This window comes from Aquicella lusitana (genome assembly GCF_902459475.1).
In the GTDB taxonomy this organism is placed as follows: Bacteria; Pseudomonadota; Gammaproteobacteria; order DSM-16500; family DSM-16500; genus Aquicella; species Aquicella lusitana.
Genome location: NZ_LR699114.1, coordinates 1,386,100 through 1,411,744 on the forward strand (window position 1 = coordinate 1,386,100; position 25,645 = coordinate 1,411,744).

Genomic DNA, 25,645 nt, shown 5'->3' on the forward strand with positions numbered 1-25,645 from the left:
CGAAAAAAAAATTTGCATTGACTTCCAACCATTAAGAAAAGTGATCTGCCATGTCATCATGGATAATTTCAAGTATTGGATGACATATGCTAGATAAACGTCATAGTCAAAAGCGTACGGGAGCTTATTTTACGCCCAGACTATTAGCAGATTTTGTCGCTAAAAACACGCTTAAACATATTAACTTGGCGGGCAGCAAACAGCTTAAAATCATTGATCCCGCTATCGGCGATGGAGAATTGATCCTGAGCCTGCTGGGCATATTGAAAAACTATGCCGGCCAGATAGAAGTATATGGATTCGATATCAATGGCCAGGCATTAGACCTGGCTTGCGCCCGGATCGCCAACACCTTTCCTGGCGTTCATTTGCGGCTTTTTAATACTGATTTTCTTGATACCTGCTTTCACAAAACAATGAACCTCCCCCTTTTTGATATATTGATCGCCAATCCTCCTTATGTTAGGACACAGACACTCGGGCAGGAAAAAATAAAACAGCTAGGAGCCAAGTTTGGCTTAAAAGGGCAAATCGATATTTATCATGCATTCCTGGCAGCCATTCAACCCCTACTAAAACCGGATGCTATCGCAGGCGTTATTATTTCCAATCGCTTCATGACCACTAAAAGCTGTAATGCCCTCAGGAAAACCCTGATGGAGCAATATGCCATAAAACAATTATGGGACTTGGGCGATACAAAACTCTTTGGTGCCGCAGTATTACCTGCAGTGATGCTATTAACGCCCAGGATAAGCACAGCCGAAACAGCGGGTTTTTTCACTTCGATTTATGAATACAAAGGTAACCATCCGGAAAACGAACAGAAGGATGTTGTCGCCCATCCTGTTGACGCATTGAACCATTCAGGCGTGGTTAAATGCAAAAACCAGAAAACCTATCTTGTACGTCACGGAACATTAACTTTCGATAAAGACTCGAGCGAAGTTTGGCGTCTTCATGAACCGGAAAGTGAAAAATGGCTTGCTAAGGTGAATAAACATACATGGGCCACCTTCAAGGATATAGGCAAGATTCGGGTGGGAGTTAAAACAACGGCGGATTCTGTGTTTATTAACAGTGATTGGAAAAAAGCGATCGGCTATGAACCTGAGCTATTGTTGCCGCTCACCACTCACCATGTCGCTGGCCGGTTCAGAAGAACGCCATTACCGCTTAAATCCATCCTTTATACACACTATACTGACAATGGAGTACGGAAGGTAATCGACCTGGAGCAATTTCCGCTTACTAAAATATACTTGCAAACCCATTATAAAACGCTTTCCAGCAGAACATACATACACAACAGCCGTCGTAAATGGTACGAAATCTGGGTCCCTCAGGATCCCGACGCCTGGCAGCGAACTAAATTGATCTTTAAAGATATTTCGGAAAAGCCCTTATTTTGGATAGACACGGAAAAAACGGTTGTTAATGGCGATTGCTATTGGATGACTCGTGATAATGACACATTTTCAGAGGATATATTATGGCTTGCAGCAGCCGTTGCTAATTCAACTTTTATTGAAAAGTTTTATGACATTAAATTTCATAATAAACTTTATTCAAATAGACGTAGGTTCATCACACAGTATGTTGAGCAGTTTCCTATTCCGGATCCGTCAACCAGGTGCGCAAGGGAACTCATTGAATTGGCTAAATCGTTACATCATGATCCTATCAAGCAGCCAAAAAATCAGGAAACCAAAATAAATCAGCTTGTTTTGGCTGCTTTTAACTTGAACGATATCGAACCCTAACGCACATTAGCTCATGTTGATATTTAAATTATACATAATCCATAAAGATCCGCCGACTATAATCGCAATAATCAGAACGGTAAATATAAACGGGAATAAATTCCATCTGCCTTCTGTGCTACAATTTAAGCGGAGAAAGCAAATCGATTGTACAAATAATTGTGCCACGGCTAACACTGTCAGCGCGATGTAAAGATTGGCATCACTCAATAATCGTTTTTCGACAATGCCAAACGCCAACAGCGTCAGTATAATTGATAGCGCCAACCCGGTTATATAACCTGAAAGTGTTTTCTGACCGCTTGCCTGACCCATCATTTTTTCATGCTGATGTGACATACTAGATCGCTCCCATTAAGTACACGATAGTAAACACAAAGATCCAGATAATATCCAAAAACGCCCAGAATAAGCCTAAATAGGTGAGTCTTTTCCTCATGACATCTGTCAGGCCAAATTTTAAAAGCTGCACCATGAGCACTAGCATCCATAATAAGCCGATTGTCACATGAAGCCCATGGGTACCAACGAGCGTAAAAAATGCCGATAGAGCAGCGCTGCTTTGCCAGGTATGGCCCTCATTATACAGGTTGGCAAATTCACTTACTTCCATGCCAACGAATAATGCGCCGAATAGAAAGGTAATGGCAAGCCAGCCTATCACTTTACTTGGTTTATTTTTATAAAGAGCCAGGATGGCAAGCCCATAAGTAAAGCTGCTCGCCAGCAGGGTCATGGTTTCAATCAGAATATAAGGTATATTCACTAGCTCCTTGATGGTAGGACCGCCGTAGACGCTGGTTTGCAGTACTGCATACGTGGCGAAAATACTCGCAAATAAAATGCAGTCGGTCAGGATATAAATCCAGAAACCAAAAATATCCATTTCATCCGTATTGTGATGATGGTAAGTTAAGCTGTGTGCCATAGTAATACCCTTCTTTACGCTTTTTGTGTCTCTAACCTTTCTACTTCGGCCGCTTTCAAATAATAATCTGTATCCATGCTGAATGAACGCATAATCATGGTAACAATCGCACCCACCAATCCAGCTATCGTGAGCCAAGTGATGTGCCAGATAATGGCAAAGCCAAATACACCGCAACACATGGCGATAATAAAGCCGGTTCCCGTGTTTTTTGGCATATGAATATCATGGTAAGACGGATTTGCTGCACCCTGATTTAATCCCTGACGCTTGGCTTCCCAAAATGCATCACGGCTATTCACTACAGGCGTCGTCGCGAAATTATAAAATGGTGCAGGTGATGGAATAGACCATTCCAATGTTCTGCCATCCCAGGGGTCGCCCGTGAGGTCTTTATATTGTTCACGGTTTTTAATGCTCACCACTAATTGTAAAACCTGGAACACAACGCCGCAGACAATAATTAATGCGCCAATGCCAGCGACAATGAGATAGGGCTGCCACCCTGTTGAAGCATCATAATGGCTTAACCGTCTTGTCATCCCCATCAGGCCCAGCAAATATAAGGGCATGAAAGCAATGTAAAATCCAATTATCCAGCACCAAAAAGCGTATTTACCCAAGGTTTCATTTAGCTTAAAGCCAAATGCTTTGGGAAACCAATAGGTCAATCCTGCCAGATAGCCAAATACGACACCGCCAATAATTGCATTATGAAAGTGAGCGATGAGGAATAAGCTGTTATGCACCTGATAGTCAACAGCAGGGACGGCCATGAGAACGCCTGTCATTCCACCTACCACAAAAGTCGTGATAAATCCGATTGTCCACAACATTGGAGTAGTAAAGGTGATGCGTCCTCTGTACATGGTAAATAACCAGTTAAAGACTTTCACACCTGTAGGCACCGAAATAATCATTGTGGCGATGCCAAAAAACGCATTTACATTTGATCCGGCTCCCATGGTAAAGAAATGGTGCAGCCATACACTAAACGCCAAAATGGTGATACATGCTGTTGCCCACACCATGGTAGCGTAACCAAACAGATATTTTTTGGAAAAGGTAGCGACTACTTCAGAATAGATGCCAAACGCGGGCAAGATAAGAATATAAACTTCGGGATGACCCCAAATCCATATCATATTGATATACATCATCGCATTGCCGCCAAAATCAGCGGTAAAGAAATGCATGCCAAAATAGCGGTCCAAAAACAGCATGCCTAAGGTGACCGTTAAAACAGGGAACGCGAGAATGACGAGAATCATGGAACAAAGCGCAGTCCAAGTGAAAATTGGCATTTTCATTAATGTCATGCCCGGGCAGCGCATTTTGAAAATGGTCACAACAAAATTAATTCCTGACAACAACGTTCCAATACCGGAAATTTGCAATGCCCAAATATAATAATCCACACCTACTGTTGGGCTGTAGGCAAGCTCCGAAAGAGGTGGATAGGCAAGCCAGCCTGTTGCGGCAAAATCCCCCACAATCAACGAAATATTCACCAACATTGCACCTACAACAGCGAGCCAAAAGCTTAATGAATTCAAGAAGGGAAATGCGACATCTCGTGCGCCAATCTGCAATGGCAAAACCAGATTGATCAAGCCGAACATAAACGGCATGGCCATGAAAAAGATCATGATAACGCCATGTGCAGTAAATATCTGGTTATAATGTTCAGGAGGTAAATAACCCATTGAATCGCCTACCGCCATCACTTGCTGCAAACGCATCATCAACGCATCCGTCAAGCCGCGAAGAAGCATGACAATCGCGAGGATAATATACATAATGCCGATTTTTTTATGATCGACAGTCGTGATCCATTCCGACCATAACCATTTCCATTTTTTGAAATAAAACACAGCACCTACAATGGCTGCTATTACTAGACCCATAAACACACCAGCACCCATGATGATGGGGTTTTGATAGGGAATCGCTTGCAGTGTTAAATTTCCAAATATGAGCTTTTCAAGCATGTTTTTTTACCTAATCAATTTATTTTTTAATGGGATCTGTTCTATTCGGCGCTTGCCATATCCTTCATGGACATAGGCATCATGGATTTCATGATCGCCATTTCAAATATCTTGCTATTCGCCGCTGAAAACTGCTGAATTCTGTTATTTTCGCTAGGTTGTACCAGACGATGGTAAGCAGCCATTGTCAGTTTATCGGGAGACTGTTTCACCGATTTGACCCATTGATCAAATTGCGCTTGCGAGCTGGCGCGAGCAGTAAATTTCATGCCCGCGAAGCCATCTCCGCTGAAGTTAGCGGAGATGCCCGCATAATCGCCCTCGGCATTTGCAATCAAGTTGAGCTTCGTTTGCATCCCCGCCATCGCATAAATTTGCCCAGCAAGCTGTGGGATTTGAAATGAATTCATGGGCCCTTCGGCTGTGATAAGAAATGTAACGGGAACACCGGCGGGGAATTGAACAAAATTGATCGTCGCAATATTTTGCTCGGGATAAATGAACAGCCATTTCCATTCGAGGGCAATGGCCTGGATGGTAATGGGTTTGCTATTGTTAACCGCGAGCGGTTTGTACGGATCTAATTCGTGCGTGCTTTTCCAGGTAATAGTGGCGAGTATCGCAATAATAATGCAAGGCACAGACCACCATATGAGCTCCAAAACCGTGCTATGCGACCAGTCAGGGGTATACTTTGCTTTTGTATTTCCCGCCCGATACCGCCAGGCAAAAACAAAAGTCAGAATAATCACAGGAACGATCACAATGGACATCAGCCAAACTGAAGTGATCATAATATTTTTTTCATCTGCTGCTATGATCCCTTTAGGATCCAGGAGCGCAAACTTGCAACCACTTAACGATAAGGCTGCGACGAAAAAAAGAATGCCTAAAAGAATGTGTCGACTTTTACTCACTATGCTCTATCCTCTGCCTGTTGTGCCGGAGTCCAACCTATTCACTGACTATTTTTGTTCACTGTTTGTTACTATTACATTCACGTGAACCATTTCGTGTTGATCGTCAGCGCCTTGTCTTAACCCGTATAAAATTTAAACGCCACCTCTCGGGGTGTTTGCGCTAAAAAAATTTTTTAATTTTTCAACAAATTAGTTATTTATCTGCTTGATAACTGGTGCCTTTTGAGTTTGGTCATACCCTATCGATTTTCCGAACATAAAACATTGATCTACATCATGGAAAATTGATAATTTATTTGATAAGGGTGCTTATTTAGGTAAAATAAGGAACAAATTAATATAATAATCAGTGGTATAAATTATGCACAGCTCGGCTACTAGCAATCCTACCTGTAACCTTTGTTTGTTTGCGCCCTTTTGCACTTCAGAGGAAGAAATTTTACACACCGGAAGACAGGCGAGTCTCGCCGTCAAACAGTATCGCAAGCTCAATCGCAACGAAGTCCTGTGCCTTCCCAATAATAAATTTCAAAACCTCTATGCTATTCAGAAAGGGACGCTAAAAACCTATCAGGTGGAAGCAGATGGAAGAGAATTAATCCGGGAATTTTATTTTGCAGGCGAAATCCTCGGTTATGAAGCGATCTATACCGGTCATTATCCTTTTTCAGCTGTTGCCATATCAGAAACCTTGATTTGCGAAATACCTTATGCGAATTTTTTAAAATTGCTGCATTCAAAGCCCGCCCTGCAAAGGCGAATTTTGTACCTGATCAGCCGCCAGCTTAATATAGGATCTTATCTGGTATCGACCACTGCCGAGCAACGCTTGGCCGCTTTCCTTATCGAATTAGCCACCCGATTACATCCCGCCGAGACCCGATATGCCTTTTTGCTGCCCATGTCGCGTCAGGATATAGGCAACTATTTAAGGCTGTCTGCAGAAACCATCAGCCGTGTTTTTTCGCGCCTGCAAAAAAACAAAATGATCCTGATTGACCACAAGAAAATAAACCTGCTTCAACCAGACAAGTTAAAGCAAGTTGCAGATGGATTATGGACAAGTAATAAAGGCAATACAGTTAAGTAAAAGCTTTCTGTTTTTACAGGTTTTCAGATGCTTATCCAGAACCTTATCCACAGAATCTGTGGATAAGGTTCTGGGGTATTCTTGAGGACTCCGTTCAGCATTAATATCCACTATCGGCAGGAAGCCGAGGCAGTGCCTGATTCTATTGCTTTCTTGCCATCACATGATAGCATTTGAACAGCTTTCGCCCTGAGGAGGCCGCGAAGCGGCCGTCTCGAAGGGTGAACGGTTAGAAATTTTGTCGTGTACAGAGTTTATTGATAAAAAATAGTTTGTTTAAAGCACAGCAACATAATGTATCGCCAGAAGTTCGTGATTATTCAGGCAGCCTGCATAACGATAGCCAAAATAAAATTCATTCCGAAGAAAAAAGACCGCTCCAGGCGCTAAGCAATTCATAGTTCTGCCAAAAAGCAATTTGACTGATTAACACGATGCCAAATGCTTTTTAGCAGGCAACAGCTTCTAACATTGCCTTAGTTTTTAATCTTATCTTTTATCCATATACCAGCCGGTTTTAAATTCGTATCTGTCCAGGGCCCACCGGAACAGGTTCCTGTTTTCCAGATTGCACCAGAGCGGAAATCATCCGAATAATTCCAATTGGTCCAACTGATTTTCTTTTGACTCATTAATTGTATGTATTTATCAGACATGACAAAGTCATTCGTCCCATCGCCTGAGTAAGTTTGCGTCCCAAATTCCGTAACAAAAATAGGCAGTACATTGGAGGCCTTATCAAGTTCATTTAAATAAACCTCACGATGAGAAGCTGCATAAAAGTGAAAAGTGTACATAATATTTGGGAAGGTGACAGGCTGATTGATTATGTCCTGTGAACTCCTTCCATCTGAAATGCCTAACGAACTCCAGCCTGCGGTACCGACAAGAATGACTGTGTCGGGGTCAATCGAACGAATCACGGGAATAAGTTTATCCGCATAGCTCTTGATTGTGCTCCAACTGACGCCATTCGGCTCATTCGCGATTTCATAAATAAGGTTTTTCTTGCCTTTATGCGCTGTTGCAATGTCTGTGAAGAATTTCTGCGCTCTCGTTAAATTATAGTTAGGATCGCCCGGAGAAAGAATATGCCAATCCACAATCACATAAACTCCACGTTGCGTGGCTTCTTCAATGATTTGATTAACCTGATTGGTAAAGCCAACCGGGTCCGTCTCATACCCTCCTTCTTGCACATACAAAGAGGCACGGACCACACTCGCTTTGAAATCATTAGTTAATGCATCCAACGATGCCGGGGTGACACATTTGTTCCATCCATACCATTGCAGCCCATGTGTACTCATGCCCTTTAATTGGATAGGAACATTGTGCTCATTGCAAAGCTTCGTGCCGCAAACTTTTAATCGACCATTAATCGAAACAGGCGTTCCCGCTTGCTGACTCAATGAGATAGTTTCGATCTGGTTATCAGTTGCCGTCAAAGGCTGCGGGTTAAAATGAATGGAATAGTCGGGAACGGGATCAGATGAAACCTGATAGATCAGCCCAGCTGTTAACATCACAGTGCTCGTACCGCTGCCATTATTAAGCGTTACCGTTTGTGTAACAGGATTAGCATTATTATTGGGTGTAAAAGTAACATTTAGTGAAGGCAGTGTCGCAGGCGCTCCATTTACATTCACCGTTACACTGGCCTGAACGACCCGACTACAGCTGTAGGTTAATTCAGCAACAGGTGCAGGATCATTAGCTACCAGGGTGGCAGGATGAAAAGCGGGTTGGCATTGGAACCCATTATAATTAATGACAGGTGTTGAGAAGCTATAAGTGCTGCCCTTTTTTAACTGTGAAACAGTTAAAGACATATTCCAATCCACAGTAACAGGTGTCGCACTGCCTGTTCCTGATTCTGTCAGCTGGATAGTCGGCTTGGCTGTATAACCAGCCAATTCTGCAGGCAGTGCCTGCAGTTTAATGGTAATTTTTCCCGTTGGCTGCAACAAGGCATAGTTAATAATAACACTGGCAGTTTGATTTGCGCTCAAATGGACCGTAGAGGGGTTAACCATACTTTGGTAAGTATTACCGCCCGTATCTGTCACATTATCAGCCGAGATAGCATAACTACCTGGTACCAGGCCTGAAACCACCTTGGAACTCAGCCAAGGAAGATTAATATCACTGATTTTCTGCCCGTTCATAGTGATATGAACCAGCGCGTAATCCTGTGAAACATTCGCAGGCTTGGATGAACGACTGGTTAATTCTATATTCCCGGTTTCAACAGGACTTCCGAGATAAACTTGAGTTGTGCCCTCAATATGGTTATCGGTTGCCGCGCCGTATTTAATATAAATGGAATGGTCCGCAGGGAGATTTGTGTTCGCGCCGGGATAGGTGGGAAAATGCAGATTCAATGTCGCCAGGAAATTTCCTTCGGGCAACGCCTGGGAAGTGATTCGTAAATCATTATCAGGATAGGGCAAAGGGCTAAACGTTCCCCAAAAACTCGTGTTAAGGGCTTTAGTCGCCTGGAAGGTAACAGTTGCGTTTTGAAAGTCGACCGCTTTGCCGCAATGATTGCTTAGTTTTAATATAATATTTTTCCAATAGTTATCTCCCGTCGAGCTGAATTGCGCGCCGATGCAGGAGGTTGATTGTGGCGTAATATGCTGAGGAATATTGGCAAAGCTAACAGGCGATAAAAAAAAGAGAACAGCCCCCAAGCTAAAAAATGCTTTCATAACGAATCCCTTCGAAATTTTGAATACGTATTATAAATATAAGGTGGTACGGTTGTCACTGTATTCTCCGAGCTAGAAGATTAAAAAGGGAAAGCACCAGAAGGTAATAGACAGGGCAATTAATTTTTATCTATCATTAGACGTTAAAGGGAATTTATAAAAAGGAACCCATGGAATGAAGAATAAGTTACATCTCATAACGTATTTAACCATCGTTTTGATTACGTGGTTATTGGTGCCAACAAGCAGCTGGGCACAGGGAAACGGAAGAATGAGCTGCGAGGAATGCTATAATCAAGGTTATGACGACGGCTATGATGACGCCGAGTATGATTGCCCCTGTCCTCCCCTGCATTTCCAAAACTTAGGTCGAATTTATGTCGCACTGGCTCTGGGTTACAATTCCTTTCTTTCCACTCAGCGCTTGCATGAAAACAATGAATTAATCGCCAGGCTGCGCGCGAATGCCGCGGGCTTTTTAGCGAATATCTATTTGGGCTATGGCCTTCTGGTATATCAAAATTTTTATCTGGGCGGCGAAGGCTTTTTTGGAACAAGCAATGCAGAAGGTAAAAGCTCAGTCAACACATTAGGCTCCTGGTTCCACCGCCAAGTGTCTATAGGCAATACCTATGGGTTAGCATTATTACCCGGATATCTTATTTACAATACCCTACTTTATTTTCGTCTGGGCTTACTGAGAACAGCCATTGAAACCAAAGACTATTCCACTGGCGCATTGACTTCCAATGTAAGCGAAACCAACTGGCAAAATGGTGTTTCCTATGGTTTGGGGTTTGAAATGCCTGTCTACAAAAATTTCACCCTAAGGGCTGAATATAATCGCATTAATTACAGCTCATTTACCACTGCTGCGGGCACCGAAAACTCACCCTCCGATAATCAGGCTATTCTGGGTGTTCAGTACCGCTTTAATTATTAAAATTTTGAAATCACATCCCATCATCTGTTCCATGATGGGATGTGATAAAGGCCATGCTTTTTTATAAAAGCCTCCTATCATCCTTCACCTCTTGTTAACTAATTAATCGCATCAGCCTATCGGTAGTACTCATCAGGCCGATACGCTTCCATAGGGATTAATGCTATTATTCAGGGAAAATCAACGACCGTATTTTGACCATCTCTTTGCTTACCCAAAACGGCTTCGTCGAGTCAATGCAAGATCATTAAATTTGGCAACAAGGAATGCAACCATGCAGAGAAAAAAAGAAGAAATAGAATTGGCGCTGGATAAATTAAATGATGAAGAAACACTCTTCCAAGTCTACTCCATAGCCAAACTGCAAATAAGCAGGGACGCCTTAAAACTCGAGAAAGATAGATGGGACCCAACCAACATTATTGCTTTTGAAAAACAAGTAATGAATTTTCGATTGTTTATTTCAGCAATCAAAATTGAATATCGTATCGCAGGGAATCTGGATTTAGGTTTATTTTACTTATCACGGCCAGTACGAACATTACCGATCGATAATAAATTTGCATATGAAAAAGCGGAAGAACACTTTGCAGAAGCAAAAAAACTATTTGATGCCAATCCATCGCAGCTGCGGCAATATCGGCGCATATTTGATATTTGTATCAAAGCAGCGGCGGATTTAGTTGAGTTAACCTCCATCTACATGACCCCTTTTAAATTAAATCTGAAAAAACTGCATGATCAAAGAATAGCAAAAAGTATCGCCCTCCCCAATGTGTTGTCATTAGCTGAATTAATAAACAACCAGACAAACGAAAAAAAAGCCACGCAGGCAACAGAAAGGTTATTTGCATCGGACAAAAATAAAGCCGATAAACTTGCACTGAGGATATGTGACATTTATACCAATGACCCCCTTAGAAAACTGAAAGGAGAAAAAGAAATAGCTGAAAACCAAGAAAAAAATCTAGAGTTGTTAAAAATGATTATTCCGGTAATGCACTCTGAAATGTTATTCATCATGACTGATTATCTTAAAAAAATAGTCGAAGGCCATTATCCAGAACAAAATATCATTCAATTATGTAAAAATTTTGAATCGGCCGAAGCAAAAAATATGCAAACTCTATTTACCAACTATGAAAAAATGTTAAAAGAATTGCAAGAATTACTGGCAATCCCCTTACCGGCCGAGCTACCAAACGAAATAAAAACGAGCTTTGACAAAAAGCAAAAGGAATTAGAAGTTGATTTAGCAAAAATAGAATCTTGCAACAAAATAATACAGGAAGCATATACAGCTTTTGTGAGGGAAGAAAAGCTGCGAAACAAACAAAGAAGGATATTTTTTGATGCTTTAATTAAAAGAGAGGCCTTAAAACAAAAGCAGCTTCAAAAGAAGAAAAGCAGCACCGATCAAACCCAGCCATCGACAAAAAACCGGCCTGATACCCATGAAGAGCAACCTGTTCATTCAGTCAAAACAGTCAATCCAGAAGATACTGCTTATCAATTATACATTAATGGAAAATACTTGGATGCTATTAAGGTGTTGAAAAATTTATTACCCAACAAATTGGAACAAGCTGAGACATTGGCGCATTTCAAATACATTCATACCATCGCTGAATATTATAAATCATGGTCAGAATGGGTAATGCTTAACAATGATGGAGGCACAAGACAATATCATCAACTGAGGAAACTTTCCTATCATTACAAGAAACTGGCGAATGAATATTATACTTTAGCTCACGAAGGATTGAAGAAAGGAATTGCTTTACAAATTACAAATACGGCTGATTATGACGAGTGGAAAATGTGGCTGGATTTAGCCGCCATGAGTGCAAGGCCTGAACGCAAATACCTTGACAAAAGCTTGGTCGAGAAAGCGCCCATACAAGAAAGGCGGCTTCCCAAATACTCGTCGTCCAAATCTGAATCCTCTTCGACACAGCCAGTAACAACGGTGGCGCCAAAGCAAATTGAAGTAACTAAAAAACCACCGCCTGTTATCAAACAAGAGCCACTTAATATATCACTCAGTCCGTGGGTTGATGAACAATTACAGTCTCTGATTAAACACGGCGTTGAAGTCCATGTAGTGGGTGGAGCTGTTAGAGACACTTTATTAGGAAAACCTGCTAAAGATAATGATATTGTAGTCAACTGCTCACCTATTAAAATAAAAAAAATACTTCACTCACCAGGTGAAATTCGTGGGAAAACTCGTCCTATCCTAAATCTGAATAATGACGAAGAAAACATGGAGCTTTCTCCTTTATGCGCTCCTCATTCTGGACAGAACCAAAAACCTGTCATCTTGGATGATGGAACAATAACAACTTATACGCCTGCTAATTCAATCTTGGACGACGCCTCATTACGTGACTTTACGATAAATGCACTTTATTGGAACCTTAAATCTAAAAGCGTGTTGGATCCAACAGGAAATGGGTTGGCTGATTTACGTGCGGGAATGATACGAACAATTATTGACGCAAATCTTAGCTTTCAAGAAGATCCCATTCGAATGCTACGGGCTGTTCGGCTCAGGGCGAAACTCAATTTCCGCCTTGAGGAGGCGACCCAGGAAGCAATTGTGAAAAATGCGGGGGTAATTACTAAAGCAAATCCAGGACGAATACTGCTTGAATTAACAAAATGCATAGATGACGGGAACCTGCATACTAACATTATTGAATTACAAAAATTAGGCTTGTTAAAATATATTTTCCCCGCTGCAAATAACCTATTTAATTCCAAACCATCCATAGCCGGATCATTGATTGAGCACATGCTATTGCTGGCCAGCAATCCTTATTCACCCCGCTGCTATGCTAATCTGCCTTTTTTTCTTGCTACAATGCTTTGGGTTCCAGTTCAGGAAAAAATTACTGAATTAAAATTTTCAGCCGATTCCGATAAATATCAAACCATCGTCAACGAGATGGAAAAAATCCTGAGGGAGCAGGAAAAATGCTTGGGCCTTACTGAAGAACTACAAAATATTATACGTTTAATATGGCGCAACCATATTTCTAGAGAATTCAATCAGCCCGATTTATATTTAATTAACAGCGCTTACTCATCCGATGAATTAGAAGTGATGAATAGCTTTTCTGAGATGCATAGTCAAGTCTCAGCGCAAATAGTGGCTTATTACCCAACAGTAACAACATGGATACCAAAAGTTGACGCCCCCAAAACATCCCTTACATCTCCTGTTGAAACAGGTAGTTATAAGCCAGACTCACCAGGAAAATATCGTTTGCATTAAAATTAGCCAAAATGGCAAAGAAACATGCCAAGTTAATCTCTACTTAAGTAAGCTTGCCAGAGCAATTTTTTAATTGTATCTTTGCAATTCATCATAGCAGCGCACCAAACAAATAATGATTGAAGCTAGCTGATTTTAAATATAAATATTGCAGCCATCTAAAGACATATGCATAAAATTGTTATTTCCTCCGGTCATTATATCCTTGCAAGTGTTAGCAAGATCCAAAAAATTTGCGCACCGCTTTTTGCAGGTGACCGATTTTCTTTTTTTGATTATGCACGATTTGGCAAACAGGGGGAGTTTAATGGCTTCACAACGAATGGTGATTCCTTCAGAATATTTTTTGACCTGGAATACGAATCATTAAAATCATGCAAACACCTCTCCTTTGAAGAAAACAAGTTTAACTATTTCTACTCACCTCCCCCTCAGTCATTTTCTGATAGCAATGACTCCCATGCAGCACAAGAAATTCTTAGAGTAACCGGCGCAGACAACGGCTTCTCTCTCTTAAAAAAAAGAGGTGGTTTTATTGAAGCTTTTTATTTTGCCTGCGCGCTGCCACGCGATAAAGCGATTAATTATTATTTAAATCAATTGCCGCTCTTACACAAATTTATTAATTATTTCCAAACCGAAGCCAACGGGCTATTAAAATTAGCTCATGAAAATACGCTCATTTTGCCAGAAAAAATGCGCCCAAAAATGTGGGGCGATTCGTTGCAAAGGCCAACTCCTGCCCATGACCGATTATTGTCTCAAATTAAAAATGAAATTCATTTAACTAAGCGCGAAATTGAATGTGCTAACTATATCGGCCAGGGATATACTATTAAAGAAATCGCTGAATTGTTAGCTCTATCCTCACGCACTGTGGAATCTCATATAGCTCATATTAAAACTAAGCTCAATATTCGGAGAAAATCCGAATTGGTTAAATACCTGTTACGTAATAACCTAATCAGGTATTGATGTTTATACGTATCTCCTTACAACAGTTGGTGCCGGGTAAAATCACACTGTCATTGCTGTAAAGATAAGTGAGGACGCAATGGCGAGGAGAAGGAGATATTCACACTAACAGAGCATTAAGCCCTAAACCATAATCAATTTGATAATTCCATCTACACTCATTGTAAACCCAAACAAACCAATGGCGACACCCAACATACGGGAAAGCAATCGTGACACATAATCAGCGCGTCGAATAATGAGCGATAGAAGATAACCGTTTACTCCATCAATTAAAATCATTCCAGCCATAAACACCACGCCTAACAACATAGCTATAATCCACCCGTAAACAGCCGAGCTGCTCAATGAGAAAAAGGCAATCTGACTAACGGTATCAAATGAAACAGCAAATATTCCTCCAACGCAAAAAATCGCGAAGGGATGATGTACGTTTTTTAGCAGCTTGCTTATAATTAACAATTTTGGCGTCATCATACCAGCCTGTTGATAACGGATAGCTTGAAATACAGAGTAAAAATTGACAAGGCTAAACAATAGCAAAAATAAAATTGATGCAAGCTGCGCATAAAAGCCCAATATGGCCGGCAGCTGAAGCAGCTTCATGCTTATCCCGACGATGATGCTGATTATAATAACCACACTGCCATGCCCAACAGAAAATAAAATGCCAACCAATTTTACCAGTGTTTTTTGTGACGATACATTTCGCGTCATTGCATCAATAGCAGCGAGATGATCTAGATCAAGACCATGGCGCATCCCGAGCAGTAATACAATAATAAACATCGCTAATAAATCGTTATGCATGCGATAATAACTCCCTTAACTTCTGATTAATAGCATTAACAAGACCGCCAAAGGACAATGATACTTGCTCAGACAAGCTGTTGCTTAGATGCTTGGGATCTATTTCCATACCATAAATTATTACTATTTCTGGCAATATATTTAGCGCTTTTCCTAATTCCAACGCGTCCGCAATCGAAACATGATGAGACGTAACACGATTGTTTATGGATGCTATCTCATGGCCAGACAGACGATAAATTTTTCCGACATTTCCATCGTTAACAATCGCATCGATCAGAATAACTGAATAACATTGCTGAAATTCTGTCAATAACGACAAACCAGGCCGATCTAATTTTCTTAATTGCAATAAATGGGGTATATAAGCCTGAAGGGTGATTTCATTAGATAAAGCTTCGACCACTTTCCAGCCCAACTGATCATCGCCAAAGGGCGACCCCACTCCAATTACGCGAGTCAACTTCATTTGCGGCTCACCCGCATATCAAGGAAATGCGTGGAACAGGAGATGCAAGGATCATAATTACGGATAAGTACTTCGCTATACTTGCGTAATTCATTTTCGGGTTTATCGAGGCCTAATTGAGTAAGCGAATCATGCAGATCTTCTTCGATCCTTGCCTGATTTTGGCTGGTGGGCGGCACGATGCGTGCTGACTGAATTAATCCATTTTTATCCAATTCAAACCGATGCCACAGCAACCCCCGTGGAGCCTCTGTACAGCCATAACCAATACCTGCTTGGGTTTCGTATAGGCTGAAAGCGCTTTCTGGATAATCGTAGCACTCTAAAATCCGGATGGCTTCAGAGAAGCACAACATCGATTCAATCGCTCTTGCGATAATGCTGTAAAACATATTTTTAATTGGAAACTGAAATCCCAGTTCCTTTACTAATTGCTTCACGTTGCTAGGTAGCAAAGAAAAATTGCAATTGACTCTTGCAAGCGGCCCTAACAGATAGGATTTACCATGCAGCAAGCATTTTAGCGCGTTTGAATAACTGACCTGATGTTCCGCAAAATGTGCATCAAACTGATCAATTTCGATATCTAGTCCTTCATCCGATACAATCTTTCCTTCATTCATGGGATATTCGCTGGAATGACTTAATGAAACACAAACAAATTTTTGAGATTGCTCGGGTAATTCTAATTTCGTCAGCCATCGTAACAATTGTTCAGCGTCATCCAACCCTTGATACAGGTGGGCAAGTAAATCTTTTACCTCTCTTTTTGGCGGTGCATGGGAAAAACCGCCAACTAAAGTACCCACTGGATGTACGGATCTTGCCCCCAGTATTTTAATTAGATCGTTCCCCAGCTTCTGCAGGCGCAAGCCTCGCCGTACTTCATCGCCATAATCTTTAGCCATATCAATGGCAGAGGCATATCCGAGAAAATCTGGCAAGGCCAGCATATGAATATGCAAACTATGATTTTGTAACCATTCACCGCAATAAAATAATCGGCGCATATTTCTCACCCAGGCACTGGGTTTAATGCCAACAATATTTTCAATGGCTTGCACTGCACTCATTTGATAGGCCACCGGACATAACCCGCAAATACGCGCCACGATATCCAACAACTCCTGGACGCCTCTCCCCACTAAAAGTTTTTCAAAAAAACGCGGCGGCTCATAAATGCGTAATTCAAGCGACTGTATTTTTCCATCGCTTATTTGGACGTGTAATGCTGTTTCGCCTTCAATGCGCGTCAAGACAGGAATATTAACGGTCGTTATCTTGTTCATTGCTCCCCTGACTGGTCTGATCTAATTTTAATTCCTTTGAAATATTGGCCTGCTTTTTGAAAGTCTTCAGTTTGATTATTGATATGTAAAAATTGCCGCGCAATTTCATCCGGTGTCAATCCTATGCCTTCGAACCATCTTCCTAATGAGGCCGTATTAATATTTTCTTTAGGGCCATAGCAGGCGTAACATGCTCGTCCCACGCCGGGGCATAAAGCACCGCACCCGGTTTGGGTAACAGGCCCCATACAAGGCTGCTTTTTTGCAACCAATACGCAAACATGCCCTCGTCTTTTACACTCCATGCAGACTGAATCACGTTTTATCGCCGGCCTGACGTCAAACAGTAACATTCGAACAGCATGAAACACTTGATGGGTGTTAACCGGACAACCCCATAATTCCAAATCTACTTTGACATTTTTTGAAATAGCGGAGGACGTTGACAGTGTTTTAATATAATCCGGCCTTGCATAGACACTGGACAGCCATTGCTGATGATCAATAAAATTGCGCAAAGCCTGTATGCCACCCGCTGTGGCACAAGCACCGATTGTCACAATATAACGACTATTTTCACGGATCTTGCGAATGCGCTCCTGCTCTTCCGGCGTACTAATGCTCCCTTCAACAAAGGCAATATCTACTTTTGCTGAAAAATCGAATGGACCGGCTTCAGCAAAATGCACAATATCAACCAATTCAGAAAGCTCAAGCAAAGCTTCGCCGGCGTTTAAAAAAGCTAATTGACAGCCATCACACGAAGTGAATTTATGCACGGCCATTTTGGGTTTTTCAGCAACATCCATTGTTAAAATCCAGGCACATTGAAAATATGTTTCAATTGGGCATATGAAAAAATGGGGCCATCCTTACAGATAAAATATTCCGCCAACTGACAATGACCGCAATGACCCACGCCGCATTCCATGTTTCTTTCCATGCTTAAATATATTTGATTATCCTGAAAGTTGCGTCGTAACAGTTCCTCGATCACCCGCTTCATCATCATTTCAGGGCCGCACATCATGACAATATTATCCTCGGGATTTAATTCAGCCTGTTTCAATGCATCGACAATCCTTCCTGTGCTCCATGTCCATCCCGTCTCGCTTTTATCGGCAGCCACAATGACTTCAGTATTTGGAATCTGATTCCAGCGGAGGAAATAATCTTTAAATATCATATCGCGGCTGTGTTTGATGCCTTGAAAAACCTTCAGGTGACCGTAGTCTTCTCTGCGCAGCGTAATATAGCGAATGACAGAAACAACAGGCGCACAACCAATCCCGCCCGATATGATCGTGACATTTTTTCCAACCGCTTCCTCAAGCGGCCAGCCATTACCATAAGCTCCACGCACTCCAATTTTATTGCCGACTCGAAGTTGTGCGATTGCTTTTGTCACTCGGCCTACAGCTCGTATCGTATGGTCAAATGTCTCCCTATTTTGGGGATCGGAAATAATCGAGATAGCAACTTCGCCCACGCCATAGAGGTACAGCATATTGAATTTACCGGGACAAAAGCAAAATTGCTTTTGATGTGCGCTATCCGTAAACCGTAATCGCAAAGTAAAAACAGTTGCCGTTTCCTGCATTTTTTCGACTATTTCCGCCTCATAAGGCTGATAGCAATCATTCCGTCTCATCTGTCTCTGCTCTTGCTACCTGATTCGATTCCCCTGTAATAGCAGCTAACTCTTCTGTCAAATCGATCCCGACAGGACACCAAGTAACACAACGCCCGCAACCTACGCAGCCGCTGGTGTCAAATTGTTTATGCCAGCTACCTACCTTGTGAGTGAGCCATTGCCTGTAACGCTTTTCAATATCATCGCGGACAATTTTACCAGTCATATAACTATGTCCCTGCGTAAAGCAGGAATCCCATTCACGCTGATGATCGCTTGAATTGCCGTCCAAACTAGGTTCATCATACTCGCTATGACAAAAACAGGTGGGGCAAACCTGGACACAATTTCCGCAGGAAAGACAACGCTCCGCCACTTCTTTCCAGCGCGGGTGATCTAAATTGGTAAAAAGAACGTCATATAATTTCCTGGAATTATCCAGAGGAATGCGCTTGGTCTGCATGCGTACAGCCGTATCAATACGCTGCCTTCCCTGCTCCTTTTGGGCTGTATCTGCATTGGTTAATTGCAGCGATTCGACAAGCGATTGCCCACGCTCTGAGCCTGTTTCAACTAAAAAACCGTTTTCCAATTCAGTCATCACAATGTCGTAATGATTTTTTATCTCGGGGCCCGTGCCTGCGGAGACACAGAAGCAATTTTGCGATGCATAACCGCAATTGACACCGATAACAAATAATTGCTCGCGGCGTTGCCGATAACGCACATCAACCTGACTATTGGTTACAAAGACTCGGTCCTGTACCGCCATACCCGCAATATCACACGCGCGCACGCCAATTACCGCAAGGGGCTTTTCATTTGCGAAGTGAGGCACAAATTCTAATTTACCCTCTGCGCCACGATTAACTCGCCAGACGGTTTCTTTAGGCTTGAACAAAAGTGGCTTGATTGCCTGAGGACCATTTGCCCAGGCAAAGGCTTCGTTTTTATCTATCTTTTCCAGGTGATAATGTCCAGGTGCTTGCTTTTCCCGATACCCCCAGGGTAGTTGATCAGCGCGTTCTAATATATCGAAGACAATCGCACCTTCTTTCACTTGCGGCCCCATGCATTGATAACCCGCTTGCTTTAGCGCAGCCAGCAGATCTTGCAAGCGATCATGAGGTAAAAATAATCCCTGTGACTCATCCATGAGAGCATTTCCACTGTTAACAAATTCGAGGTAACTGCTCACCTGTCAACCAGTCAACAATCCGCATACCACCGAATTTAGTTTTTAATTGAACGAATTCTTTACTATCCGCAATAACTTTACCAATGACTGCAGCTTCCTTTCCTAACGGATGGTTGCGCATAACGGTGAGCAATGTTTCTGTGAATTCGCTGGGGCAAATAGCCACTAGTTTTCCTTCATTGGCAACATAAAGCGGATCCAGGCCGAGTAATTCACAAGCACTTGTTACTTCTTCACGAACAGGAATTTTATTTTCATCAATCATAAAACCGACATTGGATTGTTTTGCTAACTCATTTAATGTCGTGGCGAGCCCGCCTCGCGTTGGATCACGAAGACAATGCAGTTTAGGAACCGCTTCTGTCATTTTCGCAACCAAATCATTTAACGGTGCCGTATCCGAGAGAAGCGTCGTATCAAACTGAATATTTTCACGATGCGACATAATGGCAATACCATGATCACCGATGTAACCATTGACAATGACATCATCACCTGTTTGTGCCTTGTCACCTGATATGTCAACTCCTTCCGGAACAATGCCTACGCCTGTTGTCGTGATAAATACGCCGTCACCTTTGCCCTTTTCTACGACTTTTGTGTCACCGGCAACAATAACCACCTGAGCCCGTCTCGCGGCTTTCGCCATCGATTGAACAATGCGTTTTAAATCTGAAAATGCAAAGCCCTCTTCCAGAATAAATGCTGCAGTAAGATAAAGTGGTTTTGCTCCCATCATGGCAAGATCATTGACCGTGCCATAAACGGACAAACATCCAATATCACCGCCAGGAAAAAATAAAGGGGATATAACATGTGCATCGCATGTCATCACATAGCGGCCGGACGATAGAGAAAAACAAGCTGCATCGTTATGCTGCTTGATCAAGGCGTTATCAAACTCAACTTCAAAAAGCTGCTCCACTAAGCGGGCTGTTGCTCTTCCCCCCGCACCATGGGAAAGATCAATGATGCCATGCTTTACATCCAGTTTAGGGCCAGGGATTTTTTTAACGACTTTGAATGCTTCCATGAATTGTCCTATTACTCTATTAAAAACGGTCCATAGGCGTACACGGCAGAACAAGCACCCTCGGAAGACACCATACAGGAGCCTAAAGGATTTTCTGGCGTACACACCTTTGCAAATAATTTGCAATCAGTTGGCTTTTTAGCGCCGCGCAAAATAGCGCCGCAATCGCAAGCTTTATGTTCCTGTCCGGACGAAACCGTTAATGGAAATCGGTATTCCGCATCAAATGCTTTGTATTTTTCTTTGATTTTAAGCGCACTATTTTCAATAAAACCTAGACCCCGCCATTCGAAAGTCGTTCTTAATTCAAATACCTCTCCCATCAGCTGTTGAGATTTGATATTCCCTTCACTATTCACGGCACGTATATACTGATTTTCAACTTCACAACGTCCCTCGTTTAGTTGGCGTATTAACATAAGAATTGAATGCATGACATCAAGCGGCTCAAAGCCCGAGATCACGATGGGTTTCTGATATTTCTCTCCAACTGCTTCATATGATTTACTGCCAATAATAATGCTGACATGCGCAGGACCAATAAAACCATCCAATACAACAGGCTTCTCGCCCGGGTATTGTGTTCGTAAAATGCATTCCATTGCGATGGGCGTTAAAACATGATTGCAGAAAACCGTAAAATTTTTTAATCCATGTTCTTTGGCAAAGATAATTGCGTGAGCTGTAGGTGGTGTTGTTGTTTCAAATCCGATCGCAAAGAAAACCACTTCTTTATCAGGATGTTTTTGCGCAATAGATAAAGCATCATCAACTGAATAAATCATTCGAACATCAGCGCCACGCGCCTTTGCTTTAAGCAAAGTCTCCTGATTCGTTCCGGGGACGCGCAACATATCGCCATAACTGCAGAGAATAACATTCGGCTGAAAACTCAATGCAACAGCATGGTCAACACGGGCAATGGGCAGTACGCATACTGGGCAACCCGGTCCGTGCACCATTTCAACATTTTTGGGTAACAACCCAGGAATACCATAGCGATGAATCGTGTGGGTATGGCCTCCACAAAATTCCATAAATCTATAATGGCGATTGCTATCGACTTCTTTTGCGATGGCGCAAGCTAATACGGGCGCAAGTGAACCCTCGCGAAAATCCGAAATGTACTTCATGAGGCAGTCCTTTCAACTTCGGTAGCGATTTCTGATAAAATTTTCAGCGTTTTTTGCGCCTCTGCCTCATCTAGACGGGCGATGACATAGCCCACATGGATCACAACGTAATCACCTTCCTTAATATTCTCCACGAGGGAAAGTGATACTTCCTTTTTGATGCCGCCGAGATTCACGACAGCGCGCTCATTTTCAAGTAAGGCAATAATTTTTGCTGGAATAGCTAAGCACATGGTCAACATCTTTCCTTGTTGTCGCAATTACCCTGTTCGCGCCTACCCAAGCTTGTCCTAGCGAGATACCAGCATCAGAAGGCGGCAGCGCTTTTGCAATATAGGGCAGCAATCCATACTCAAGGCAATAGTCTATCAGTAATTTTGGAAGAAATTGATTTAAAAAACAGCCGCCACTCAACACAATAGCGTTTATTTGTAGTTTTTTTGCCCAATGATTAACCCAGGAGGCTAATGCTTTTGCCAATGTGCCGTGAAATAAGTTAGCTCCTTCTTCTGGCGTACACATCAATAACGCGCTCATGAGCGGCAACAAATTCAGGTAATGATCTTCCATGATCCATCCGCCTTGAAGCACTTGAGGCTGGGTCACCTGAGCCTCAAGCAGCATCGCCGCCTGGCCTTCATAATCTGCAATAGGACAGAGTTCCAGCAAAGCGCTGGCTGCGTCAAACAACCGTCCACAACTTGTCGTCAGAGGCGAATTAACCCCTTTCCGAATCACTTCAGCCAGCATGGCATGGCCTTTCTGTTCCTTAAACCGTTTGCTGATCTGATCCTGTAAATTTAATTGAAACAAAATACTGGCAGCCATTCGCCAAGGTTCTCGGGCAGCCACATCCCCGCCTGGCAAACGCATGGGCAATAATGAGCCCAGGCGCTGATAATGCTGACAGTCGAAAAGAAACAATTCCCCACCCCAGGCCATGCCATCCTCTCCCCAGCCAAAACCATCGAGTGCCAAGCCGAGTATTTTTCCCTCGAGATGATGCTCCGCCGCAACGGCTGCTAGATGGGCATGATGGTGCTGAACAGCGATAGCAGGTAATGGCTGATGTTGGGCAAACTGTGTGGAATAATAATCAGGGTGATGATCATGAATGAGGTATTCAGGCTTCACATTCAGATAGGTGACGAGCCGTTTAATCGTTTCATGAAAAAAAGCCACTGTCTCGGCATTTTTCAAATCACCAATGTGTTGTGATACAAAAGCTTCGTTGCGGCGAGTAACACAAACCGTGTTTTTTAAATATCCCCCAACCGCTAAAACGCTCGGCGTATCTTGCGGTAATTTGACGGGTTCTGGAACGAAACCACGCGCACGCCGAATGAAAACGGGATGATCGTGAATGATGCGAATCACTGAATCATCCAGCCGCGTGACAATATGGCGATTATAGGTGACGATAGTATCGGCAATCGCTTTTAATTCAATCTTCGCGATTTCATCCTCGAAAACTAATGGATTGCCGGAAGCATTGGCGCTGGTGACCACTAGCACATAAGGTAAATATTCATTTAACCAGTTAACGCCTTTTGGATAGCCAGCCAGTGCGTGAAAGATCAGATAATGTAATGGTGTGTAAGGCAGCATGAAACCAAGATGGGTTAAACCAGGCGCAATATAAGATGAAACAATGTCATTTTTCTTTGATAACAAGACAATGGGTGCAGCTCGATCTGCCAATAAAGCTTTTTCTTGTTGTGAAACCAAACCTATTTTATCAATGGTTTCAAGATTAAGCGCCATCAAGGCAAAAGGTTTTGATAAACGCTGCTTTCTTCTTCTCAATGCTAAAACGGCAATATCATTTCTGGCATCACAAATGAGTTGGTAACCCCCTAAGCCTTTAATTGCGAGGATTTTCCCTGATTGTATCTGTTGAACAATGGCATCCATTGAATCAGATAATTGCGGACCGCATTTGCTGCATGCAGTGGGTTGAGCATGAAAACGGCGATTAGCCGGATCATGATAATCAGCATGGCATTGCTCGCATAATGGAAAAGCATCCATGGAAGTTTGACATCGATCATAAGGTAATTGCCGCGTTATGGAATAGCGTGGACCACATTGCGTACAGTTAAGAAAGGGATATCCGTAAAAGCGGCTATCCGGATCAAATAATTCATTTAAACAGGCTTCGCAAATTTTCACGTCCGGCGGAATTTTGGAATAATCTGCATTTTTAATACTTTCGTGGATAATAAAAGCATCTTCCTGGTGATTCAATGAAATCCATTCGACTTTAACCTCATCCATTCTGGCAAGCGGAGGCAGCTTGAGCGAAAGGGATTCAATAAATCGAGGCACTTCCGCTCCTTGTACTTCAAGTGTAACGCCCTCCCCTGTATTGCATACCCACCCGGTAAGTTGATGCGTTTTCGCCAATTGGTAAACATAAGGCCTAAAGCCTACGCCCTGAACTTGGCCTTTTATCACGAGCTTTGCTCTAGACTGCGCAGTCATGACACAAGAGAAGCGGCTGTTGTCGCGCGCGACTTCAACCAATGGTGCCATTGATCAAGACCTTGGCGTGAAGTCACGGACGTTTGAATGATCGTCAATTGAGGATTAACGGATAAAGCATATTGAATACATTGATTAATATCAAAATCGACATAAGGCAGCAAATCGATTTTATTAATGATCATAAGTTGCGATTCGCGGATCATGTAAGGATACTTAAGTGGCTTATCTTCTCCCTCTGTCACGGAGAGAATCATAACCTTGAAAGCTTCGCCCAAATCAAATAAAGCAGGGCAAACAAGATTACCCACGTTTTCAATGAACAGCAGCGAATGGGCTGGCAAAGGAAGCTGATCTATCGCATGGCTTATCATGTGCGCATCAAGATGACATCCTTTTCCTGTATTAATCTGTTTAACAGGGATATCGAGCGCTGCAATACGCCGGGCATCGAAATCTGTTTGTTGATCGCCTTCAATCACGGCAATAGCGAAATCTTTTTTAAGATGCTGAATAGTCTTTAAAAGCAAACTGGTTTTTCCTGAACCGGGACTGGAAAGAAAATTGATCGCTAAAATAGAACGGTCTTTAAATTGTTTACGATTATCAGCGGCAAAACGGTCATTAGTTTCCAATACGTTTTGCTCTATATTGATTAGCTCATGATGTTCATGCGATAAATTTTTATGCTGATGAACATCAGCATGGGCATGATGATCATTGCATCCGCAAGTTACACACATTATTCAGCTTCCATGGATTTCACAACCAATTCGGTTCCAATGACATTTATCATATCCAGTTTCGCATCCTCTGCTACAGTCCCTTGAGCAACTACATTAAACCAAAACGCTAGCGCTTTACAATCAACCGCCAGCAAGTCTCCAATTAAAATCGTTATCTTAAACACTCGCTTTTTTTGATGCCTTTCCGCATGATCTTGCACAATTTTAATGATATTTCGACATAAGGAAAGTTCATGCATTACTATTTAG

The 25,645-nt window shown here is 42.3% G+C and carries 22 protein-coding genes; 5 read left to right on the top strand and 17 right to left on the bottom strand.

The features are described from left to right. Positions 1–86 precede the first annotated feature (86 nt). Complete coding sequence (locus tag AQUSIP_RS06350; protein WP_114834427.1) at positions 87–1,763, top strand: Eco57I restriction-modification methylase domain-containing protein; 1,677 nt, start codon at positions 87–89, stop codon at positions 1,761–1,763. A gap of 6 nt (positions 1,764–1,769) precedes the next feature. On the opposite strand, the gene cyoD is transcribed toward AQUSIP_RS06350, so the two are convergent. Genes cyoD through cyoA form a run of 4 tightly spaced genes read right to left on the bottom strand, consistent with a single transcriptional unit; the run spans position 1,770 to position 5,599 of the window. Then, complete coding sequence (gene cyoD / locus AQUSIP_RS06355; protein ID WP_197737837.1) at positions 1,770–2,102, bottom strand: cytochrome o ubiquinol oxidase subunit IV; 333 nt, start codon at positions 2,100–2,102, stop codon at positions 1,770–1,772. Between the two features lies 1 nt (position 2,103). Further along, on the bottom strand, positions 2,104–2,691 hold the full coding sequence (gene cyoC / locus AQUSIP_RS06360) for a cytochrome o ubiquinol oxidase subunit III (protein ID WP_114834428.1): 588 nt from the start codon (positions 2,689–2,691) through the stop codon (positions 2,104–2,106). 14 nt (positions 2,692–2,705) lie between these two features. Then, positions 2,706–4,682, bottom strand: coding sequence for a cytochrome o ubiquinol oxidase subunit I (gene cyoB, locus AQUSIP_RS06365; RefSeq protein ID WP_114834429.1), 1,977 nt, complete (start codon positions 4,680–4,682; stop codon positions 2,706–2,708). A 41-nt stretch (positions 4,683–4,723) separates the two neighbouring features. After that, complete coding sequence (gene cyoA / locus AQUSIP_RS06370) at positions 4,724–5,599, bottom strand: ubiquinol oxidase subunit II (protein ID WP_197737838.1); 876 nt, start codon at positions 5,597–5,599, stop codon at positions 4,724–4,726. 364 nt (positions 5,600–5,963) lie between these two features. On the opposite strand from cyoA, the gene AQUSIP_RS06375 reads away from it, so the two are divergent. After that, positions 5,964–6,692, top strand: a complete 729-nt coding sequence (locus AQUSIP_RS06375; RefSeq protein WP_114834431.1) for a Crp/Fnr family transcriptional regulator — start codon at positions 5,964–5,966, stop codon at positions 6,690–6,692. 476 nt (positions 6,693–7,168) lie between these two features. Here AQUSIP_RS06375 and AQUSIP_RS12440 read toward each other — a convergent pair whose 3' ends face one another. Beyond that, entirely contained in the window at positions 7,169–9,403 is a 2,235-nt protein-coding gene (locus tag AQUSIP_RS12440) for a glycoside hydrolase family 5 protein (RefSeq protein WP_197737839.1), read from the bottom strand. 175 nt (positions 9,404–9,578) lie between these two features. Between AQUSIP_RS12440 and AQUSIP_RS06385 the strand changes: the two genes are divergently transcribed. From AQUSIP_RS06385 to AQUSIP_RS06395, 3 genes are all read left to right on the top strand, one after another. Then, on the top strand, positions 9,579–10,346 hold the full coding sequence (locus AQUSIP_RS06385) for an outer membrane protein (protein ID WP_114834432.1): 768 nt from the start codon (positions 9,579–9,581) through the stop codon (positions 10,344–10,346). 274 nt (positions 10,347–10,620) lie between these two features. Continuing rightward, positions 10,621–13,626 (top strand): tRNA nucleotidyltransferase/poly(A) polymerase family protein, encoded by a 3,006-nt coding sequence (locus AQUSIP_RS06390; RefSeq protein WP_170131807.1) that lies wholly within the window; start codon positions 10,621–10,623, stop codon positions 13,624–13,626. A 168-nt stretch (positions 13,627–13,794) separates the two neighbouring features. Beyond that, the gene (locus AQUSIP_RS06395; protein WP_114834434.1) at positions 13,795–14,601 is read left to right on the top strand and encodes a response regulator transcription factor; all 807 of its coding nucleotides are present in this window, start codon (positions 13,795–13,797) and stop codon (positions 14,599–14,601) included. Positions 14,602–14,724: 123 nt separating this feature from the next. On the opposite strand, the gene AQUSIP_RS06400 is transcribed toward AQUSIP_RS06395, so the two are convergent. Genes AQUSIP_RS06400 through AQUSIP_RS06455 form a run of 12 tightly spaced genes read right to left on the bottom strand, consistent with a single transcriptional unit; the run spans position 14,725 to position 25,635 of the window. Then, positions 14,725–15,411 carry a HoxN/HupN/NixA family nickel/cobalt transporter gene (locus AQUSIP_RS06400; protein WP_114834435.1) on the bottom strand — a complete coding sequence of 229 codons (687 nt, stop codon included), beginning with the start codon at positions 15,409–15,411 and terminating at the stop codon, positions 14,725–14,727. Then, positions 15,404–15,880: a hydrogenase maturation protease gene (locus AQUSIP_RS06405; protein WP_114834436.1), complete on the bottom strand. Its 477-nt coding sequence runs from the start codon at positions 15,878–15,880 to the stop codon at positions 15,404–15,406. The genes AQUSIP_RS06400 and AQUSIP_RS06405 overlap by 8 nt, the downstream gene beginning before the upstream one ends. Then, positions 15,877–17,169 carry a Ni/Fe hydrogenase subunit alpha gene (locus tag AQUSIP_RS06410; RefSeq protein ID WP_114834437.1) on the bottom strand — a complete coding sequence of 431 codons (1,293 nt, stop codon included), beginning with the start codon at positions 17,167–17,169 and terminating at the stop codon, positions 15,877–15,879. The genes AQUSIP_RS06405 and AQUSIP_RS06410 overlap by 4 nt, the downstream gene beginning before the upstream one ends. Continuing rightward, positions 17,166–17,978 (bottom strand): NADH-quinone oxidoreductase subunit B family protein, encoded by an 813-nt coding sequence (locus tag AQUSIP_RS06415; RefSeq protein WP_114834438.1) that lies wholly within the window; start codon positions 17,976–17,978, stop codon positions 17,166–17,168. The genes AQUSIP_RS06410 and AQUSIP_RS06415 overlap by 4 nt, the downstream gene beginning before the upstream one ends. Before the next feature lie 2 nt (positions 17,979–17,980). After that, complete coding sequence (locus tag AQUSIP_RS06420; RefSeq protein ID WP_114834439.1) at positions 17,981–18,820, bottom strand: FAD/NAD(P)-binding protein; 840 nt, start codon at positions 18,818–18,820, stop codon at positions 17,981–17,983. After that, positions 18,807–19,958 (bottom strand): 4Fe-4S dicluster domain-containing protein, encoded by a 1,152-nt coding sequence (locus AQUSIP_RS06425; protein WP_114834440.1) that lies wholly within the window; start codon positions 19,956–19,958, stop codon positions 18,807–18,809. Before AQUSIP_RS06425 ends, AQUSIP_RS06420 begins: the two co-directional genes overlap by 14 nt. Before the next feature lie 16 nt (positions 19,959–19,974). Beyond that, positions 19,975–21,033: a hydrogenase expression/formation protein HypE gene (gene hypE / locus AQUSIP_RS06430; protein WP_114834441.1), complete on the bottom strand. Its 1,059-nt coding sequence runs from the start codon at positions 21,031–21,033 to the stop codon at positions 19,975–19,977. Positions 21,034–21,044: 11 nt separating this feature from the next. Beyond that, complete coding sequence (hypD, locus tag AQUSIP_RS06435; RefSeq protein WP_114834442.1) at positions 21,045–22,166, bottom strand: hydrogenase formation protein HypD; 1,122 nt, start codon at positions 22,164–22,166, stop codon at positions 21,045–21,047. After that, entirely contained in the window at positions 22,163–22,399 is a 237-nt protein-coding gene (locus AQUSIP_RS06440; protein WP_114834443.1) for a HypC/HybG/HupF family hydrogenase formation chaperone, read from the bottom strand. Before AQUSIP_RS06440 ends, hypD begins: the two co-directional genes overlap by 4 nt. After that, positions 22,359–24,701: a carbamoyltransferase HypF gene (gene hypF / locus AQUSIP_RS06445; RefSeq protein WP_232058648.1), complete on the bottom strand. Its 2,343-nt coding sequence runs from the start codon at positions 24,699–24,701 to the stop codon at positions 22,359–22,361. The genes AQUSIP_RS06440 and hypF overlap by 41 nt, the downstream gene beginning before the upstream one ends. Further along, complete coding sequence (hypB, locus tag AQUSIP_RS06450) at positions 24,647–25,393, bottom strand: hydrogenase nickel incorporation protein HypB (protein WP_114834445.1); 747 nt, start codon at positions 25,391–25,393, stop codon at positions 24,647–24,649. The genes hypF and hypB overlap by 55 nt, the downstream gene beginning before the upstream one ends. Continuing rightward, complete coding sequence (locus AQUSIP_RS06455) at positions 25,393–25,635, bottom strand: hydrogenase maturation nickel metallochaperone HypA/HybF (RefSeq protein ID WP_114834446.1); 243 nt, start codon at positions 25,633–25,635, stop codon at positions 25,393–25,395. The genes hypB and AQUSIP_RS06455 overlap by 1 nt, the downstream gene beginning before the upstream one ends. Positions 25,636–25,645 lie beyond the last annotated feature (10 nt).

Excerpts from the sequence above, each read along its gene's own strand:
- AQUSIP_RS06350 (WP_114834427.1), top strand. The coding sequence starts at position 87 with ATGCTAGATAAACGTCATAGTCAAAAGCGTACGGGAGCTTATTTTACG.
- cyoD (WP_197737837.1), bottom strand. The coding sequence starts at position 2,102 with ATGTCACATCAGCATGAAAAAATGATGGGTCAGGCAAGCGGTCAGAAA.
- cyoC (WP_114834428.1), bottom strand. The coding sequence starts at position 2,691 with ATGGCACACAGCTTAACTTACCATCATCACAATACGGATGAAATGGAT.
- cyoB (WP_114834429.1), bottom strand. The coding sequence starts at position 4,682 with ATGCTTGAAAAGCTCATATTTGGAAATTTAACACTGCAAGCGATTCCC.
- AQUSIP_RS06375 (WP_114834431.1), top strand. The coding sequence starts at position 5,964 with ATGCACAGCTCGGCTACTAGCAATCCTACCTGTAACCTTTGTTTGTTT.
- AQUSIP_RS12440 (WP_197737839.1), bottom strand. The coding sequence starts at position 9,403 with ATGAAAGCATTTTTTAGCTTGGGGGCTGTTCTCTTTTTTTTATCGCCT.
- AQUSIP_RS06385 (WP_114834432.1), top strand. The coding sequence starts at position 9,579 with ATGAAGAATAAGTTACATCTCATAACGTATTTAACCATCGTTTTGATT.
- AQUSIP_RS06390 (WP_170131807.1), top strand. The coding sequence starts at position 10,621 with ATGCAGAGAAAAAAAGAAGAAATAGAATTGGCGCTGGATAAATTAAAT.
- AQUSIP_RS06395 (WP_114834434.1), top strand. The coding sequence starts at position 13,795 with ATGCATAAAATTGTTATTTCCTCCGGTCATTATATCCTTGCAAGTGTT.
- AQUSIP_RS06400 (WP_114834435.1), bottom strand. The coding sequence starts at position 15,411 with ATGCATAACGATTTATTAGCGATGTTTATTATTGTATTACTGCTCGGG.
- AQUSIP_RS06405 (WP_114834436.1), bottom strand. The coding sequence starts at position 15,880 with ATGAAGTTGACTCGCGTAATTGGAGTGGGGTCGCCCTTTGGCGATGAT.
- AQUSIP_RS06410 (WP_114834437.1), bottom strand. The coding sequence starts at position 17,169 with ATGAACAAGATAACGACCGTTAATATTCCTGTCTTGACGCGCATTGAA.
- AQUSIP_RS06415 (WP_114834438.1), bottom strand. The coding sequence starts at position 17,978 with ATGGATGTTGCTGAAAAACCCAAAATGGCCGTGCATAAATTCACTTCG.
- AQUSIP_RS06420 (WP_114834439.1), bottom strand. The coding sequence starts at position 18,820 with ATGAGACGGAATGATTGCTATCAGCCTTATGAGGCGGAAATAGTCGAA.
- AQUSIP_RS06425 (WP_114834440.1), bottom strand. The coding sequence starts at position 19,958 with ATGGATGAGTCACAGGGATTATTTTTACCTCATGATCGCTTGCAAGAT.
- hypE (WP_114834441.1), bottom strand. The coding sequence starts at position 21,033 with ATGGAAGCATTCAAAGTCGTTAAAAAAATCCCTGGCCCTAAACTGGAT.
- hypD (WP_114834442.1), bottom strand. The coding sequence starts at position 22,166 with ATGAAGTACATTTCGGATTTTCGCGAGGGTTCACTTGCGCCCGTATTA.
- AQUSIP_RS06440 (WP_114834443.1), bottom strand. The coding sequence starts at position 22,399 with ATGTGCTTAGCTATTCCAGCAAAAATTATTGCCTTACTTGAAAATGAG.
- hypF (WP_232058648.1), bottom strand. The coding sequence starts at position 24,701 with ATGGCACCATTGGTTGAAGTCGCGCGCGACAACAGCCGCTTCTCTTGT.
- hypB (WP_114834445.1), bottom strand. The coding sequence starts at position 25,393 with ATGTGTGTAACTTGCGGATGCAATGATCATCATGCCCATGCTGATGTT.
- AQUSIP_RS06455 (WP_114834446.1), bottom strand. The coding sequence starts at position 25,635 with ATGCATGAACTTTCCTTATGTCGAAATATCATTAAAATTGTGCAAGAT.